The organism is Jonquetella sp. BV3C21 (assembly GCF_000468895.1).
Lineage (GTDB): Bacteria > Synergistota > Synergistia > Synergistales > Dethiosulfovibrionaceae > Jonquetella > Jonquetella anthropi.
The window spans coordinates 15775-30961 of record NZ_AWWC01000023.1; the positions used below are offsets into that span (position 1 = coordinate 15775).

Sequence of the window (15187 nt, forward strand, 5' to 3'; positions counted from 1 at the left end):
TTACCGCTCCTTTCCTAGCGGACGTCGCAACTTAACAAGATAGAATCCGTCGTTCCACGGCGTCGAGGGAAACGCGACGGCGCCGGGAGATCGAAGTGAGTCAAATTTAAAAGAAGGACTGAGCGGTTCAACGGTCATCGGCGTCTCTTCGATGACCTGCGAGACGACCGCTTCATTTTCTGCCGCAAACAGACTGCAGGTAGAGTAAATCACCGTCCCGCCGGGCTTGACGAGCCGGCAGGCCCGATCAAGAAGCCGGCGCTGCAGAGCCGAGTTGCTTGCTAAGTCCGATTCGCTCAGCCGCCACTTGGCCTCCGGGTGACGCCGCCACGTTCCGCTTCCTGAACAGGGCGCGTCAACTAAAATGGCGTCCGGCGCTTCTTCTGGGACGAGTTCCAGCGCGTCGCCTGTCCGAAGTTTTGCCCGACCTGTCAGGTTCAGCCGGGTGAGTTCTTTCATGCCGGCGAGAACCCGTGGCTTCGAGAGGTCCCAGCCTTCCAGCGTGAGCCGGACATTGGCTTGAAGCACCGCTCCCGATTTGACGGCCCGGCCGGCGCACATGTCGAGGATTCGGCCTTCGGGGCACGAGGCGGCCGCTTCGTGGGCGACGGACATGGACGTTTCGCTCTGAGGCGTGACGAGTCCGGCGTCATACCCGGGCAGGCAGGGTGGCAGAGCGGTCGTCTCAAGGCGAATGGACTCGCTTAAGAGGTCAGACGGCGAAGCGTTCCAGCCCGACGCCCCCAAGGACGCGAGGACGCGTTCCCGCAAGTCCGATCGGGAGACCCGAAGCGCTAAGGCGACGGGAGACTGCTGGGTCTTCAGCAGAGCGTCCCCAGTTTCGGAGCCGTAGTCGCGGGTGAAAAGGCGGGCAGCCCAGAGAGGAACCCCGAACAGCAGACTTCGCGCTTCCAGCGAACGGTCGTTTCCCAACTGTTCAAGGCGCGCCGGTCCTTGGTCGAGCAGACGGCGCATGACCGCGTTGACCACTTTTGCCCCCCCGCGGTCAGACCGTTTTGTCCAGTCGACTAAGCCGTTGACTAACGCGGGCACGGCGAAGTTTTTCAGTTCAAGCGCTCCGGCCGCGCCGAGCTGGAGCGCGAGACGGACCGACGGGGAAAACCCTTCGGGCTTTGGGCGGAGATATTCAAACGCGAGAAAACGCCACAGCTCGGCCCGCCGCAGACAGGCGTAAACCAGAGACGCTGCGAGAGTCCGATCCGGGGCGTCGAGGGGAAGATCCCTCAGCTTTTGGGACGCGAACCCGCCCTTTTCGACGGCGGAGAGGACTTTCAGGGCCGCTTCAATGCCTCTCACGAGATGCTCCTGTCCGACGGCGTTTCGTCTAAAATTTCCGCTTCGAGCGGAGCTCCCTCGTCGGCGGTGGAGATGAAAAAGCCACCCTGCGACCAGAGAAACCGGCCGCCTAAAGCGGACTGGCGCTCGGCGGTCTCTCGAATGTCCGCCAAGCGAAGGCCTCTCACGTCAGCGTTAATCAGCGCGAAACGCTCAAAGCTCGGGGCGATCGCCGGAGCAATCGCCCGGCTGGCCAAGACGGCCAGCACGCCGGTCAACAGGCTGAGATGCCCGCTGAAAAGGAGCAGGCCGAGCAAGAGGACGGCTAAAATGACGGTGGTCAGCGTCAAGGCTGCTGACGAGCCTCCGGCCGTGACGGCCAGATCTTTTTCGCCGTCTCGAAGCCGGTAGAGGGCGTGATGGGCCGCGTCCCAGACTTGGGCGGAGCTGAGCTGAGACGACAGGCCGAAGCCGTCCGGCTCGACGCCGGCAGGCTTTGACGCGGGGTCCTGTTCGCGCAGCAGGCGCACGGTCGCGTTCTGAAGGGCCGCGTTTCGTCTGGAAGCCTGATCGGTCAGCAGCTTCCACAGCCGGTCAGGCCGCCATACCTGCCAGTCCAAACCGCCGAACGCAAAGACCGCCAAGCCGATCAGAAGCAGGGGAACGGCGAGCCACAGCGTAAAGAAACCGGCCAGAGGGAGCAGGAACAACAGGAACAAAAAAAGAGGTGGGAACATGAACATCCCTCCAGAAGACAAACCGACGGGCGGAGTGACTTTCACCCCGCCCGAAACGGTTCAGCTAGTCTCGGTTCCTTGTGGCACCGCGAAGGATCAGCAGCCGGACGAGCTGGGTCAGCGACATGAGCGTCGCCGCCACGTACGTCAAAGCAGCTGCGCTTAAAACTTTCTTGGCGCCCAGCAGTTCCGGGCGGCTCAGCATCCCCGTCTCGTCCAAAAGCCGCAGGGCCCGCCGGCTGGCGTCAATCTCGACGGGTAGCGTGACGAGGTGGAAGGCCAGAACTCCCAAGTACAGGACAATGCCCAAGGTCATCAGCGTTTGCCCTCTCATGAGAAGTCCGATGAAGAAGAGGGGGAGCGCGGCTTGAGAGCCGATATTGGCGGCCGGCACAATGGCATTCCGAATCGCCAGAGGCCGATATTCCTGTTCGTGCTGGATGGCGTGCCCGACCTCGTGAGCCGCAACGCCGATCGCCGCGATGGAGTGGCTGTCGTACACCGGTTGAGAAAGGGACAGGCTCTTGTCCTGCGGGTCATAATGATCGGTCAGCGAGCCGGGGACAGGGCGAATCGGCACGCTTGAAAGGCCGAACCTGTCGAGCAGCGATCGGGCGACCTGCTGCGCCGAGTACCCGTTCTGGCTGGTCACTCGGCTGTAGGCGGCAAAAGTCCGCTGCGTTTTTGTTTGGGCCCAAAGGGCCAGCAGCAAAGCCGGGACGATCAGGAGGAACGTCGGATCAAGGTACGGCATCATCATGAAAAATCACCTCTAGGAGCCTGACGGGCTAAGAAGTTGCTGCTTGCGGTAGAACTTGGACATTGTTTCAACGACGCGGGCTTGCTCGTCGGCCGTCAGTTCGGGGAACATCGGCAGGGCGAGGACTTCTTGGGTCAGCTGCTCAGAGACCGGGAACTGGCCCGGTCGGCCGCCGAACGACGCGAAGCACTTCTGCAGGTGAAGCGATTGAGGGTAATACACTCGCGTCGCCACCCCGTTCTCCGCCATAAACGCCATCAGCTCGTCCCGTTTTTTAGCGCGGATGACGTACTGGTGGTAGGTGTGGCAGTTGCCTTGAAGTTCGGCCGGCGGCGTCACGAACTCGGTCAAGTTGGCCTGTTCAAAAAGGAGCCGATACCGCTCGGCGATGGCCCGGCGCTCTTCGATCCACTGGGGCAGGTGAGCGAGCCGAACCCGCAGGATAGCCGCCTGCAGCGCGTCCATACGGCTGTTCAGTCCCACTTCCTCGTGGAAGTACTGCTTGCCGGCGCCGTGAACTCGGAGCTTGGCAATCCGGTCCGCCGTCCTGTCGTCTCGGGCTGTCACCATACCGGCGTCGCCATAGCAGCCCAAGTTCTTGGTGGGGAAGAACGAGTAGCACCCGAGGTCGCCCCAAGCGCCGGCCATGATCATTCGATCTCCAACCCGCCGCCAGCTGCCGAAAGCCTGCGCGCTGTCCTCGACCACCGTGATGTGTCTTTCAGCCAGCTCTTTTTCTGTCTGCTCGAGAGGGACCATCTGGCCGAACAGGTGGACTGGAATCATCGCCCGGGTCCGATCGGTAATCGCCTCAGAGAGGCGGCTCAGGTCGATGTTGTAAGTGGCCGGATCAACGTCGACGAACTTCGGAGTCGCGCCGACTCTCGTGATGCAGCTGACCGTGGCGAAGAAGGAAAACGGGGTAGTGATGACCTCGTCGCCGGGTTTGAGGTCGAGGGACATCATGGCGAGCACCAAGGCGTCGCTGCCGGATGCGCAGGCAATGGCGCGGTGTGCCCCCAAGAAAGAGGTCGCCTCCGCCTCAAAGGAGGAGACTTCGCTTCCCATGATGAACTGCTGGCTTTCTAAAACGCGCGCGACAGCGGCGTTGATCTCGTCTTTGACTCGTGCGTAGTTGCGGTGAAGGTCAAACGAAGGAATCGGCTGAGATGCCAAGGACATCGAAAGATCGCTCCATTCATGTAAATTGAATGCACTATAAGTCTGTAAGCACCGTTATTGTAGCATGTTGGGCTTGAGAAGACGGTACGATAATTATCCGGATGCTACAATGGAATAGAAAGTGGAAATTCGGCAGAACTCAGGGAGGGGGCCGTGGTCTTGCGTCAGCTGGTACTGTACCTTTCGTTGGCCGCGCTGCTGGCCTACGGCTACGCCTTGGCCGGGCTTAGCGGCCATCTCGTCGGCCGAGGGAGAAACGACTACATCGCTTGGGGGTTGATCGTCGGCTCGATCTGCGCGGCCCTTGCCCTGATCCTTTGGCGCCGCGACGAGGCGGCGGAAGAGAAAAAAAAGAAGTAAACGAAACGCCGCGGCCCTTCAGGTGAGAAGGGGCCACGGCGTTTCTCTTGGTGCTAGCGCGCTCGTTCGGAGAGAAAACGGTCAAGAATTTCTAAAACGCCGAAGATATTCTCGCTTGGCGCGAGCCAGCCGGTGCGCTCTTTGACGGCCGGCCGGGCGTTGCCCGGCGCGGCGGACAGTCCGCAGACGGCCATCATCGGCAGGTCGATCTCGCTGTCCCCAATGGCCAGCGCGTCGTTCGGGCTGACGCGAAGCGTTTGGCACAGCGCCCAAGCTCCGGCCCCTTTATCGCAGCCGCGGGGAACGATGTCAAGCGTGCAGGAGGATCTGTTGACTTGAAGCTCGGCGAGCTGCTCCGGCGTGATGAGGGCTTTAACGTTCGCGATCAGCAGCTCCAAATCGGACTGCAGTTCCTTCCCTTGCCGGCAGGGGTGAATCGAAAGGCAGGTGCGCTTCAGCTCGGTAAAACAGTTCAGCTGAGCGCAGTGCGCTTCGATCGTTCTCCTCAGATGGTCCATCAGCTCCTGTCCGGCCGGGGTGAGGCAGCTGTTGGCCTTTGGGCGTTTGAGCGAAGGAAAATACAGATAGCACCCGTGCTCGCACATGCAGGGGGTTGTGATGTCCAGCGCTTGCGTCACCGCTTCGACGTACGGGTCAGAGCGGCCAGTGGCCAGAGCAAACGGGATCCCTGAAGAGTGAATGAGGTCGCGGAGCTTGCTCATGGCGTCAAGGTCAAAGGGGAACCCTTTGTCCTTGGAAAGGCAGCCGTCCATGTCGCACAGGACAAGTTTGGGGCGGGAAGGGCAGGTCACCGTTTAAGGGCCGCCTCGAGCCGGTCGATGAACTCACGAAGGTGCGCTCGCTGGGTGGCGATGTTCAGCCGGGCGAAGCCTTTCGTGAGCTCGCCGAAGGAGGCTCCGTCGTTGAGGGCGACGCCAACTTTCTCCACGAGGAATTTCTGGAGCTCTTCGTTCGTCATGCCGAGCTCACGAAAGTCCACCAGCGGCACGTAGGTCGCCTCAGGGTGGACCAGCTTGACCGCCGGGACGCGGGCGGCCAGCTCTTTTTCGACGAAGTCAACGTTGCCCTTCAGGTAGGCGCGCAGCTCGTCGAGCCAGCTCTCACCGCCCTCAAAGGCGGCCTGACAGCCGACAAGGCCGAAGACGCTGCCGCCGCCGATATGGGTGCAATCGTCGGTAAAACGGAGGAACTGCCCGCGCAGTTTGTCGTTCGGGATCACGATCAGCGACGTGGTCAGCCCGGCGATGTTGAACGTTTTACTGGGCGCCATCATGACGACGCAGTGGTCTTTCGTCCAGTCGTTCAGGCTGGCGAACGGGATATGATGGCACGGCTCGTAGACGATGTCGGAATGAATTTCGTCGCAGACGACGATCAGGTTATTTTTCTCTGCAATCTCGGCGACCCTGTTCAGTTCCTCCCGGCTGAATGAACGGCCGGCTGGGTTATGGGGGTTGCAGAACAGAAGCATTCGGGCTGACTTGGCCTTCTCTTCCATCGCGTCGAAGTTCAGCTCAAACCGCCCGTCTTTAAAGGCCATGGGGGCGTCGACTCCATGACGTCCCAGCGCTTCGACGGTTCCCTTGAAGGGCGGGTAAGCGGGCGTGCAGAAAAGGACGCTGTCGCCCGGAACAGTGAAGCTTTGGACGGCCATGGAAATAGCGCTCACGACGCCGGGGGTGTGGCAGATCCACTCTTTCTTCACGTCCCAGTTGTTGCGCTTCTTCTGCCACGCCACGAACCCGTCGTGGTAGTCCGAGGGGAACACGCAGTAGCCGTAAATCGGGTGCTGGGCGCGGCGGCAAATCGCCTCCACGACGCAGGGCGGGGCGGGAAAATCCATGTCGGCGATCCACAGGGGAAGCAGGCCTTCTTTGCCAAAACGCGCGGCGGTGTCATCCCATTTGGTGCAGCCGGTGCCGCGGCGGTCAATCAGAGCGTCAAAGTCGTACACGAGCATCACGTCTCCTCACAGTATATTGATAACGTCGTTGAAACCGAGTTATTTTTTCTCCGCCGGCTGAGCCGGAGCGGGGACGAACAGAGGGAGAACATTGAGGGAAAAATCCGTTCGGACGGAAGAGCTGGGCAGCGAGTCGCCTAAAAGTGTTTTCGTGCTTTCCGCCCAGACGGCGCGAAGTCTGGCCAGCTCAGCTTTGCTGAAGCCTGACGGGTTCAGCAGCGCGTCTCCCACCGAGACGACGGCCGCTTGAACGCCCCGGCCCTGCGGGCGAAACCGGACCCACGTCGGCAGAGCCGACGCCGTCACGAGCGTTCCGTGGGGCAGGGGCCAACAGTCCAGCTGGAGAATCACTCCCCAGTCGCGAGGGTGTGTTCGCTGGCAGGATATGAAGTTTCCCAGCGACCAAGCGACCAGCCCGCGCCGGATGCCTTGGGGCGTCTTGACGGTTCGGACTGCCACTGGCTGGACCACGTGGGGGTGGCTCATCAGCACGAGGTCAACCCCTTGGGCGATCAGACTGTCGGCCAAGTTGACGACGCTTTGCGGCGGCGTCAGCTTGTACTCAGTCCCACAGTGGACGAGCGCGGCAATCAGGTCCGGCCTCATTTTTTTCGCCGCGGCGATATCGGCGGCGACCGCTTGGGGATCGGACAAAAGGCCAAGGGCCCACGGGGCTTCCTTCGGCATGGAAATTCCGTTGGTCCCGTACGTCCAAGCGACGAAGGCGACGGTCATCGGCCCGACCTGAACTGTCAGTGGCTTTTGGCGGGCTTCCTGCGAGGCCCACGAACCCTGGTGGGCGAGGCCGACGCTGTCGAGGACCTTCAGGGTCCGGAAAAGCCCCGGCCCGTGTCGGTCAAGACTGTGGTTGTTGGCGGTGGAGACCAGATCGAAGCCGGCCTTTTTAACGGCGAGGGCGAATTCATCCGGCGTGTTGAAGCACGGATAGCCGGTGAACCGTCTTTGCGCTCCGCTCAGCGTCGTCTCCAAGTTGCCGACCATCAGGTCAGCCCGCCTGAGGTACGGGGCGATGAGGGCGAACGACGGGCTGAAGTCGTACTTGTCCTTGAGCGCTGCGCCGGTGATTTGAGGCTTGTGGGCCATCAGGTCTCCCGTCACGGAGATGCGCCACGGGCCCATTGAGTTCTGAGCCGCTTGGGCGCCGCAGGCAAGAGCTGAGAGAAGGAGGGTAAAGCCAATCAGCCGACGGAACACGGAGGTCACCTCATGATCGCCAAAATTTTTCTTCGTCAGTATAGCATTGCCGCCGGCAGTTCGCAGGGCAGAAAGAAATTGTTTCGCGATGAGCGGTTCGACGGAGCAGGGCTGATGGGCTACAATAGGAGTCGTGACGGGAAGAGCCCCTTTTGAGCGCACGGCGGAGGGGGACCTGAGCCGGAAAGGCGGGCAGGCAATGACCATTGACATCGCATTCAAGCTCTTGGGGGGCATCGGGCTGTTCCTCTACGGGATGAAACTTTTGAGCGACGCCCTTCAGGATCTGGCAGGGGACAGAATGCGTCAGCTCATCGCGGCTCTCACGAGTCGGCCATGGCGTGGCGTTCTGGTGGGAACAGTCGTCACAATGATCATTCAGAGCAGCAGCGCGACCACCGTCATGGTGGTGAGCTTCGTCCAGGCTGGGCTGATGCAGCTTCGTCAAGCTCTGGCTGTCTGCATGGGCGCCAACGTGGGGACGACGGTCACCGCCCAGCTTATCGCGTTCAACATCTCGGACTTGGCCTTGCCCTGCATTGGCGTGGGAATGCTCTTGGCTCTGTTCGGACGGAGTAAACGGCAGCGGTTTATCGGCAACGGGATCTTCGGCTTCGGCCTCCTGTTTTTGGGCATGAACATCATGAGCGACTCCATGGCGTTCATGCGGGACAGAAAGGAATTCTTCCTCGCCTTTTCAGATCATCCGCTGATGGGCGTTCTGGCTGGGACGGTTCTCACCATGATCGTCCAGTCGTCTTCTGCGACGGTCGGGCTCACTATGGCTATCGCCTCGCAGGGTTTCCTGCCCCTGTCGGCGGCCATTCCAATTCTTCTGGGCGACAACCTAGGTACGACCATCACCGCCGTTTTGGCGTCCCTCGCCGCTAGCCGGGAGGCCAAGCAGGCGGCGTTGGGCCACGTGCTGAACAAACTGATCGGCGTGCTGATCGTTCTCCCGTTCCTTCCGGCAGCCGAACATCTGATCGGCCTCACGTCCCACTCGATCGGGCGTCAGATCGCCAACGCCCACACGCTGTTCAACTTGGCCAACACGGTGATCCTCTTCCCGTTCATTACGCCTCTGACCCGGTTCATCCAAAAGGTCCTGCCGGCAGAGCCGCGGCTCGTGTACTCGGGCCCCCAGTTCCTCGACAACCGGCTGTTGGAGTCCTCTCCGGCAGCGGCCGTCGCTGCGACCAAGCAGGAACTGCTCCGCATGGGCCGATTCGCCCTCTCGATGCTCGACGATTCTCGGAGCGCCCTTTTGGAACGACAGAAAGACGCCGCCGAGCGGGTGGCTCAGACGGAAAAAATCGTCAACGAGCTCAACCGGGCTGTAGCGGAGTACGCCGCCAAACTGTGGCACACTCATCTGGCGTCGGAGCTTTCGTCCCTTTTGGCGTCTTACGTCAACGGCGCCGGCGACGTGGAGCGAATTGGCGACCACTGCACGAATTTAATCGAGATGTACGAGTACGTGGAAGAGAACAAGGTCTCGTTCTCCCCAATGGGCTACCAAGAGCTGGCCGGCATGTTCGATCTAGTCCGCCGCGCGGTGTCGTTCTGCTTGGACGCGTTTGACCGGGACGACATGGCTATGTCCAACGAAGTGGCCGGTCCGTTGGAAGATGAGATCGACCAAATGGAACAGAACTTGCGGGCCACGCACATCGCCCGTCTCAACGAGGGTGCGTGTTCTCCGGCGGCCGGCATTGCGTTCGTCGACGTGTTGAGCAATCTGGAGCGGATCGGCGATCACGCCCACAACGTCTCGCTGATCGTCCGGGACGAGATGAGAGCGTCGGGGAAAATTAAATCGGAAGAATAGGACAAGCCCGAACGGCCGAGGCCGTTCGGGCTTGTAGTTTGAGGCGTCTTCGTTATAATGAACCTGAACCAAAATCTCTCGGCCCGCGGACGGCACAGACCCGCGGCGTTCGGGAAACAGAGGGGCGAAACGGACAAAAAATCTGCCGCCGTCGGCGGCTACTGGAGGGTGACGGAGTGGAACAGTCAGCTGTCCCATTGATTCGCGTGACCGATCTTCACAAAGCATTCGAGGAGACCCCGGTCCTGCGCGGCGTGTCGATAGATATCAGCGAAGGGGACCTTGTCTCGATCATCGGCCCGTCGGGCTGCGGGAAGTCCACGTTTCTTCGATGTCTGAACTGCTTGGAGTACATCGATTCGGGGACGATCAGCATCGCCGGCGTCACTGTGACCCGCCGTGCCGGTGAGCCCATGAGCCGTGACTTTTTGGACGCGTGCTTCAGAATGCGTCAGGAAGTCGGCATGGTCTTTCAGAGCTTCAACATGTTTCCCCACAAAACGGTGCTGGAAAACGTCATGCTGGCGCCGGTGGTGGTGAAAAAGACCCCCGAGTCACAGGCCAAGCGCCAAGCGCTGGACCTGTTGGCGAAAGTCGGGCTTTCCGAGCAGGCGAGCCGGTATCCGGCCACGCTGTCAGGCGGTCAGAGTCAGCGGGCGGCTATCGCCCGGGCTCTCGCCATGTCGCCCAAGGTGATGCTGTACGATGAGCCGACCAGCGCGCTCGACCCCGAACTGGTCGGCGAGGTGCTGCAGGTCATGAAGGATCTGGACGGCGAGGGCATGACGCAAGTTATCGTCACTCATCAGATGCGCTTTGCCCGGGACGCGTCGGACTACATCGTGTTCATGGACGGCGGCGAAATTGTCGAGAAGGAAGACGGCGACGTGCTGTTCACGACGCCGAAAAATCCCCGGACGCAGAACTTCCTGCGCCACTTGACTGGGGTGGTGTCCGAATGAGGCGCCTGTTTCGACTTCTCGCCGGGGCGTTTGCCGCGCTGACGCTCTGCGCTGCCGGGGCTTGGGCGGCCGAAGACCTGCCGGAACTTCGCTGGGGCGGCGACAGCGAGGGAAACGTCCCCTACATGTTCGGCGACCCAGAGAACCAAGAACGCATGATCGGCTTTGAGGTGGACCTTGTAGAAGCCCTGTGCCGACAAATGGGCCGCCGTCCCGTCTTTGTCTCTAACGGGTGGGACAATCTGATCCCCGGCCTGAACTTAAAACTATACGACATGGCGCTCAGCGGCCTTGAAATCACGGCGGAGCACCGGCAGGCCGTGGACTTCTCCCTGCCGTACTACAAGACGTTCCTCCAGTTGGTCGTTCCCCGGGGCAACCCCAAGAAGATCGCCGACCTAGGAAGCTGCGTCGGTCAGACCGTCGGTACGCTCAAACAGTCGTACGCGTACGACACGCTTGTCGATGCGGGTGTGACCGATATTCGAACCTACGAGAACGAGATCAACGCCTATCAGGACATGGCCAACGGCCGGCTTGATGCGGTGCTCATGGACTCGCCGATCGCCATCTTCTACGCCGGTTTCAACCCCAATCTGGAGTTTGTCGGGGAACCCATCGGCTCGATGGAGTACGGCATTGCCGTCCGACAGGGCGACAGCGCGCTGAAGAACGAACTGAACGCCGCGTTGACGGCGCTGAGAGAGTCCGGTCAGCTTCGGGACATCTACGAGAAGTGGAACATGTGGACGCCCGTGATGGCGGATTTCTTCGACGACCACTCGCCGGCCCGGGTAGGGCACGACGGCTTTGACCGGTGGGCCTCGTTTCAGAAAGAAGGGCTGGGCTGGAAGGCCCGGTTTGACCGATACGTCAGTTTCCTCCCGGTCTTCGGACGGGCCGCGCTGGTGACGCTGCAGGTCTCGCTGGCGGCCATGGCCTTGGCGATTGTCCTCGGCATGGTTCTGGCCGTGGCGCGCCTCTTTGGCCCTCGGTGGCTGTCGGCTCTGGCTGTCGGGTACATCGAGCTGCTTCGCGGGACGCCGGTACTCATTCAGCTGTTTTTCATCTTCTACGGCCTGCCTAATGTGGGAATTAAACTGTCGCCGTTTGCCGCCGGCATCATCGGACTCGGGATGAACTACGCGGCCTACGAGGCGGAGAACTACCGCGCGGGGCTCATGGCCGTCCCCCGCCAGCAGATGGAAGGCGCCTTGGCCCTGGGCATGACCCGCAGTCAGGCCCTGCGGCACGTGGTGGTCCCGCAGGCTATTCGGGTTTCCCTGCCGCCGGTCACCAACGACTTCATCTCGTTGCTCAAGGACTCATCGCTGGTGTCAATGATCACCCTCATCGACCTGACGAAAGCGTACGGCCAACTGGCCAACACGTATTACGACTTCTTCGGAATCGGCATCATGGTGGCGCTGATCTACTTCCTGATCGGCCTGCCGTTCGTCCGATTAGCCCGCTTTGCGGAGCGCCGCCTCGCCGTGGCCGTCAAAGGCCGGACGGCCCGAGGCGTGAAAGAGACGATCAAGGCCGCCAGCTACCACAATTAGCCTTCAGAGCGCCCGCTCTCGTCGGAGAGGGCGCTTTTTTGTGTCGATGACGCCCAAAATTTTCACAGGTCAACCGGGAATATTTTCAGCATAGATTGACAAAAAAAGATTGTTTCATTGGCCAGAAGAGAGTAAACTTTGTACCGTTACCGGCGTTTTGCAGGAGCACCCTCGAATCTGTCAGATGGGCTGAAAGGCCTTTGCGGCGCGCCAATCGGCGCCGGCAGAGCGGGGACGCGGCGCGCTGAGATAACGAGATCTCTTTTCCCGTCGGTTGGTGCGGAGAAGGAAAAGAGCCAAAGGAAGGGATAAGGGTGATCGCTTTAGTAAAGCTCAGTCCGATGTTCGTGATGGGCGCGTTGATGTTTTCGGGCATGGACATTCTGATCGTCGCGCCAATCGCGTTTCTGTACGCGACGATTATCGCGATGGTCACGGATCATTATTCGTTCGACGACCTGCTGAGCGCGGCGCTGGACAACTTAAAACACTTCCTGATCGTTTTCTTGATCTTGGAATCGGCCTACGCCGTCGCCGAGTGCTTTATGGCCACGGGCGTTGCGGCGTCAATCATTAACGTGGCGCTTCGGGCGGGACTGACGGCGAAGCTGGTCGCTGCGGTGGCCCTGTTAGTCACGGCGGTTCTGTCGGTAGCCACCGGGACGTCGTGGGGAACGTTTGCGGCCTGCGCGCCGATTTTCCTCTGGCTCAACCATATCGTGGGCGGAAACGTGCTGCTCACGGTGGGAGCCATCGCTGGCGGGGCGTGCTTCGGCGACAACATCGGGCTGATCTCGGACGCGATGGTGGTCAGCTCGGGTATCCAGAACGTCGCCATTATCGACCGGGTTCGCCATCAGGGGATTTGGTCCTTAGGGTGCCTTCTGATCAGTCTGGTTATTTTCTATCTGGTGGGCATGTGGAGTGACCTGCCGGAGACGACCGGCTTGGCGTCGGACGCGATCGCTCGGATTCCAGAGTCGGTCTGGACGCTGCTCCAAACCGAACGGCCGGCGGCAGTGACGCTGCTGAATCAAGTTAAAACCGGCGTGCCCCTCTATATGCTGCTGCCGCTCGTGGCCGTCTTGGGACTGGCTATCCGAGGGACGAGCACGCTCATCTGTCTTGGCAGCGGGATTATCTCGTCGCTGATCTGCGGCCTGTGCGCCGGGACAGTGGAAAACTTATCATCCTTCCTGTCGCTCGTTCAGGCTGGCTTTTCGTCCGCAGGAAACTGGACGATCGCGATGATGCTCTGGGTCGGCGCGTTCGGAGGGGTTATGAAGAAGATGAACGCTTTTGACCCGGTGGCCGACATGGTGCTGAAGCTGACCCATAAGGTCAGGCACCTGATGTTCTCCAACGCCCTGCTGTGTCTGATAGGTAACGCGGCTCTGGCCGACGAGATGGCTCAGATCGTCACGATCAGCCCGCTGATTCGGAGCATGACCGAGCGGAGCGTCGAGGGGAGCAAGGAGGTTATGTACAAGTTAGCGCTGCGCAACGCCACCTATGCCGACGCGATGGGGGTGCTCGGGTCCCAGCTGATCCCGTGGCACTGCTACATGGCGTTTTTCCTCAGCATTTCTCATGCAATCTACCCGCTGGGCGACGGGACGCTCACCGTATGGGGCGTCATTGGCCACAACTACATGGCTTGGGTCGCTGTGGTCTCCATGCTGGTCCTGACTTTTACCGGCTGGGATCGGTTCGTGCCGTTCTTCAAGATCCCCTCGGAGCCAGAAGTCCGGCTTCGGAAAAACGTCTAAAGTTTCCCCAACCGAGGCCGTTAGGCCTCGGTTTTTTTGCGCCCGCAGACGACTTAAGCGCTTGAAGTCGTCTTGGCTCTTTCGTAAAATCGAAAAAGGGGTGACGAAGTGGACGGAGAAGAACAGCGCGAGTTTGAACGGATGATCGAGTCGCCGATTCGACCGTTGATCCTGAGGCTGGCCGTTCCGACGATCATCAGCATGACCGTGACGGGCGTCTACAACACGGCTGATACCTACTTCGTTTCCCAGCTGGGGACCAGCGCTTCGGCGGCCGGGGCGTCATCTTCAGCTTGATGGCGATGATTCAGGCCATCGGGTTTACTCTGGGGACCGGAGCCGCCAGCGTGATCTCCCGGTCGTTGGGCGCGAGAGACTTGGACCGGGCGAACCGATACGCGTCGTCTTCAGTTGCGGCGGCGTTCATCTTAGGGTGTTTGACCTCGCTCATCGGGTATCAGTTTGTGGTCACCATCTGCCGGGCGCTGGGCGCCACGGCGACGGTTCTGCCCTACGCGGCGGAATACGCGGCGGTTATCCTGCTCGGGGCGCCGCTGATGACCTGCGCCTGCGTGCTCAACACCGGACTGCGGGCCGAGGGGAAGGCGAAGTTCGCCATGGCGGGACTCGCGTCCGGCGGGGTGCTCAACATCTTCTTGGACCCGCTGTTCATCTTCACCTTTGGTCTGGGGATTCGGGGCGCGGCGATCGCGACGGTCCTCAGCCAAGCGGTTTCTCTGGCCATCATGGCCAGTTGGTACCGCCGAGGCCGCAGCGTTGTCAGGCACCGCCTGTCGTTTGTCTCTAAGTCATTCGGGACGTACCTTGAAATCATCGAGCTGGGCTCCCCGTCGTTCTGCCGTCAGGGGCTGGCGAGCCTGGGGCTGGTTATGCTCAACATCGAGGCCGCTGTTTGGGGCGATGCAGCCCTTTCAGCGGTGAGCATTGCCAAGAAAATCATCATGATGGCCTTCATGGTCGGCGTGGGCATCGGGCAGGGCTACCAGCCAGTTGTGGGATACAACTACGGCGCCGGCCGATGGGGCCGAGTCAGGGATGCGTTTCTGTTCGTGACCGAGGCGACGTTTTTCTCGCTGGTGGTCCTCTGCAGTCTCATTTTCTTAGGCGCGCCGTCGATCATGCGCTGGTTCATTCACGATCCCCAAGTAGTTTCAATCGGCACCGAAGCCCTGCGCTGGCAGAGCGCCGCGCTTCCGCTGCTGGCGCTTAACTTGTCGGCCAGCATGACTTGTCAGTCGGTCGGCCAGAGCTGGAACGCCTTGGCCTTGGCGGTCTGCCGCAGCGGGCTCTTCTTTATCCCCCTCGTCCTGACTTTGCCGCGTTTCTTTGGCCTGACCGGTTTGGTGGCAGTGCAGGCCGTCAGCGACGTCTGTTCGGCGTTCATTCCCGTGCCTGCCATGATCGCGTTCCTGCGGGGAGTTCGCCGGCGGAGCGAAGAAGCGGCGCTGTAAGGCGGATTCGGTCGAGTTTTTGGCCTTTATCAAAAAAAGCTCCCGCCTCTTGAAAGT

15 protein-coding genes are annotated in these 15187 nt (G+C 60.8%); 8 read left to right on the forward strand and 7 right to left on the reverse strand.

Annotated elements, in window-relative coordinates; genetic code table 11:
- The 4 genes from HMPREF1249_RS06040 to HMPREF1249_RS06055 form a co-directional block, all read right to left on the reverse strand.
- Complete coding sequence (locus tag HMPREF1249_RS06040; protein WP_008519622.1) at window positions 1-1317, reverse strand: RsmB/NOP family class I SAM-dependent RNA methyltransferase; 1317 nt, start codon at window positions 1315-1317, stop codon at window positions 1-3.
- Window positions 1314-2033 (reverse strand): DUF6391 domain-containing protein, encoded by a 720-nt coding sequence (locus HMPREF1249_RS06045; RefSeq protein ID WP_008523391.1) that lies wholly within the window; start codon window positions 2031-2033, stop codon window positions 1314-1316. The genes HMPREF1249_RS06040 and HMPREF1249_RS06045 overlap by 4 nt, the downstream gene beginning before the upstream one ends.
- 64 nt (window positions 2034-2097) lie before the next feature.
- A complete protein-coding gene (locus tag HMPREF1249_RS06050) occupies window positions 2098-2793 on the reverse strand; it encodes a zinc metallopeptidase (RefSeq protein ID WP_008523390.1) in 696 nt (231 codons plus the stop codon).
- A 12-nt stretch (window positions 2794-2805) separates the two neighbouring features.
- Window positions 2806-3975 carry a DegT/DnrJ/EryC1/StrS family aminotransferase gene (locus tag HMPREF1249_RS06055; protein ID WP_008523388.1) on the reverse strand — a complete coding sequence of 390 codons (1170 nt, stop codon included), beginning with the start codon at window positions 3973-3975 and terminating at the stop codon, window positions 2806-2808.
- 159 nt (window positions 3976-4134) lie between these two features.
- On the opposite strand from HMPREF1249_RS06055, the gene HMPREF1249_RS06060 reads away from it, so the two are divergent.
- Window positions 4135-4335 (forward strand): hypothetical protein, encoded by a 201-nt coding sequence (locus HMPREF1249_RS06060; RefSeq protein ID WP_039873394.1) that lies wholly within the window; start codon window positions 4135-4137, stop codon window positions 4333-4335.
- Between the two features lie 53 nt (window positions 4336-4388).
- Here the strand turns inward: HMPREF1249_RS06060 and HMPREF1249_RS06065 are convergent, their stop codons facing one another.
- The 3 genes from HMPREF1249_RS06065 to HMPREF1249_RS06075 are packed head-to-tail and all read right to left on the reverse strand — an operon-like array spanning window position 4389 to window position 7534.
- Entirely contained in the window at window positions 4389-5147 is a 759-nt protein-coding gene (locus HMPREF1249_RS06065) for an HAD family hydrolase (RefSeq protein WP_008523385.1), read from the reverse strand.
- Complete coding sequence (locus HMPREF1249_RS06070; RefSeq protein ID WP_008523383.1) at window positions 5144-6316, reverse strand: MalY/PatB family protein; 1173 nt, start codon at window positions 6314-6316, stop codon at window positions 5144-5146. Before HMPREF1249_RS06070 ends, HMPREF1249_RS06065 begins: the two co-directional genes overlap by 4 nt.
- A gap of 42 nt (window positions 6317-6358) precedes the next feature.
- The gene (locus HMPREF1249_RS06075; RefSeq protein WP_008523380.1) at window positions 6359-7534 is read right to left on the reverse strand and encodes a CapA family protein; all 1176 of its coding nucleotides are present in this window, start codon (window positions 7532-7534) and stop codon (window positions 6359-6361) included.
- A 12-nt stretch (window positions 7535-7546) separates the two neighbouring features.
- Between HMPREF1249_RS06075 and HMPREF1249_RS08100 the strand changes: the two genes are divergently transcribed.
- The 7 genes from HMPREF1249_RS08100 (at window position 7547) to HMPREF1249_RS06100 (ending at window position 15130) form a co-directional block, all read left to right on the forward strand.
- On the forward strand, window positions 7547-7690 hold the full coding sequence (locus tag HMPREF1249_RS08100; protein WP_231366882.1) for a hypothetical protein: 144 nt from the start codon (window positions 7547-7549) through the stop codon (window positions 7688-7690).
- Window positions 7691-7733: 43 nt separating this feature from the next.
- A complete protein-coding gene (locus HMPREF1249_RS06080) occupies window positions 7734-9365 on the forward strand; it encodes a Na/Pi cotransporter family protein (protein ID WP_008519607.1) in 1632 nt (543 codons plus the stop codon).
- A gap of 176 nt (window positions 9366-9541) precedes the next feature.
- Window positions 9542-10327 carry an amino acid ABC transporter ATP-binding protein gene (locus HMPREF1249_RS06085; protein ID WP_008523379.1) on the forward strand — a complete coding sequence of 262 codons (786 nt, stop codon included), beginning with the start codon at window positions 9542-9544 and terminating at the stop codon, window positions 10325-10327.
- A complete protein-coding gene (locus HMPREF1249_RS06090) occupies window positions 10324-11889 on the forward strand; it encodes an ABC transporter substrate-binding protein/permease (RefSeq protein ID WP_008523378.1) in 1566 nt (521 codons plus the stop codon). Before HMPREF1249_RS06085 ends, HMPREF1249_RS06090 begins: the two co-directional genes overlap by 4 nt.
- Before the next feature lie 314 nt (window positions 11890-12203).
- Entirely contained in the window at window positions 12204-13658 is a 1455-nt protein-coding gene (locus tag HMPREF1249_RS06095) for a Na+/H+ antiporter NhaC family protein (RefSeq protein WP_008523377.1), read from the forward strand.
- 108 nt (window positions 13659-13766) lie between these two features.
- Complete coding sequence (locus HMPREF1249_RS08105) at window positions 13767-13955, forward strand: hypothetical protein (protein WP_021775989.1); 189 nt, start codon at window positions 13767-13769, stop codon at window positions 13953-13955.
- Window positions 13955-15130: an MATE family efflux transporter gene (locus HMPREF1249_RS06100; RefSeq protein ID WP_231366883.1), complete on the forward strand. Its 1176-nt coding sequence runs from the start codon at window positions 13955-13957 to the stop codon at window positions 15128-15130. Before HMPREF1249_RS08105 ends, HMPREF1249_RS06100 begins: the two co-directional genes overlap by 1 nt.
- Window positions 15131-15187 lie beyond the last annotated feature (57 nt).

Coding starts and splice junctions, on each gene's coding strand:
- HMPREF1249_RS06045 (WP_008523391.1), bottom strand. CDS start 2,033: ATGTTCCCACCTCTTTTTTTGTTCCTGTTGTTCCTGCTCCCTCTGGCC.
- HMPREF1249_RS06050 (WP_008523390.1), bottom strand. CDS start 2,793: ATGATGATGCCGTACCTTGATCCGACGTTCCTCCTGATCGTCCCGGCT.
- HMPREF1249_RS08100 (WP_231366882.1), top strand. CDS start 7,547: ATGATCGCCAAAATTTTTCTTCGTCAGTATAGCATTGCCGCCGGCAGT.
- HMPREF1249_RS06090 (WP_008523378.1), top strand. CDS start 10,324: ATGAGGCGCCTGTTTCGACTTCTCGCCGGGGCGTTTGCCGCGCTGACG.
- HMPREF1249_RS06080 (WP_008519607.1), top strand. CDS start 7,734: ATGACCATTGACATCGCATTCAAGCTCTTGGGGGGCATCGGGCTGTTC.
- HMPREF1249_RS06055 (WP_008523388.1), bottom strand. CDS start 3,975: ATGTCCTTGGCATCTCAGCCGATTCCTTCGTTTGACCTTCACCGCAAC.
- HMPREF1249_RS06070 (WP_008523383.1), bottom strand. CDS start 6,316: ATGCTCGTGTACGACTTTGACGCTCTGATTGACCGCCGCGGCACCGGC.
- HMPREF1249_RS06100 (WP_231366883.1), top strand. CDS start 13,955: ATGGCGATGATTCAGGCCATCGGGTTTACTCTGGGGACCGGAGCCGCC.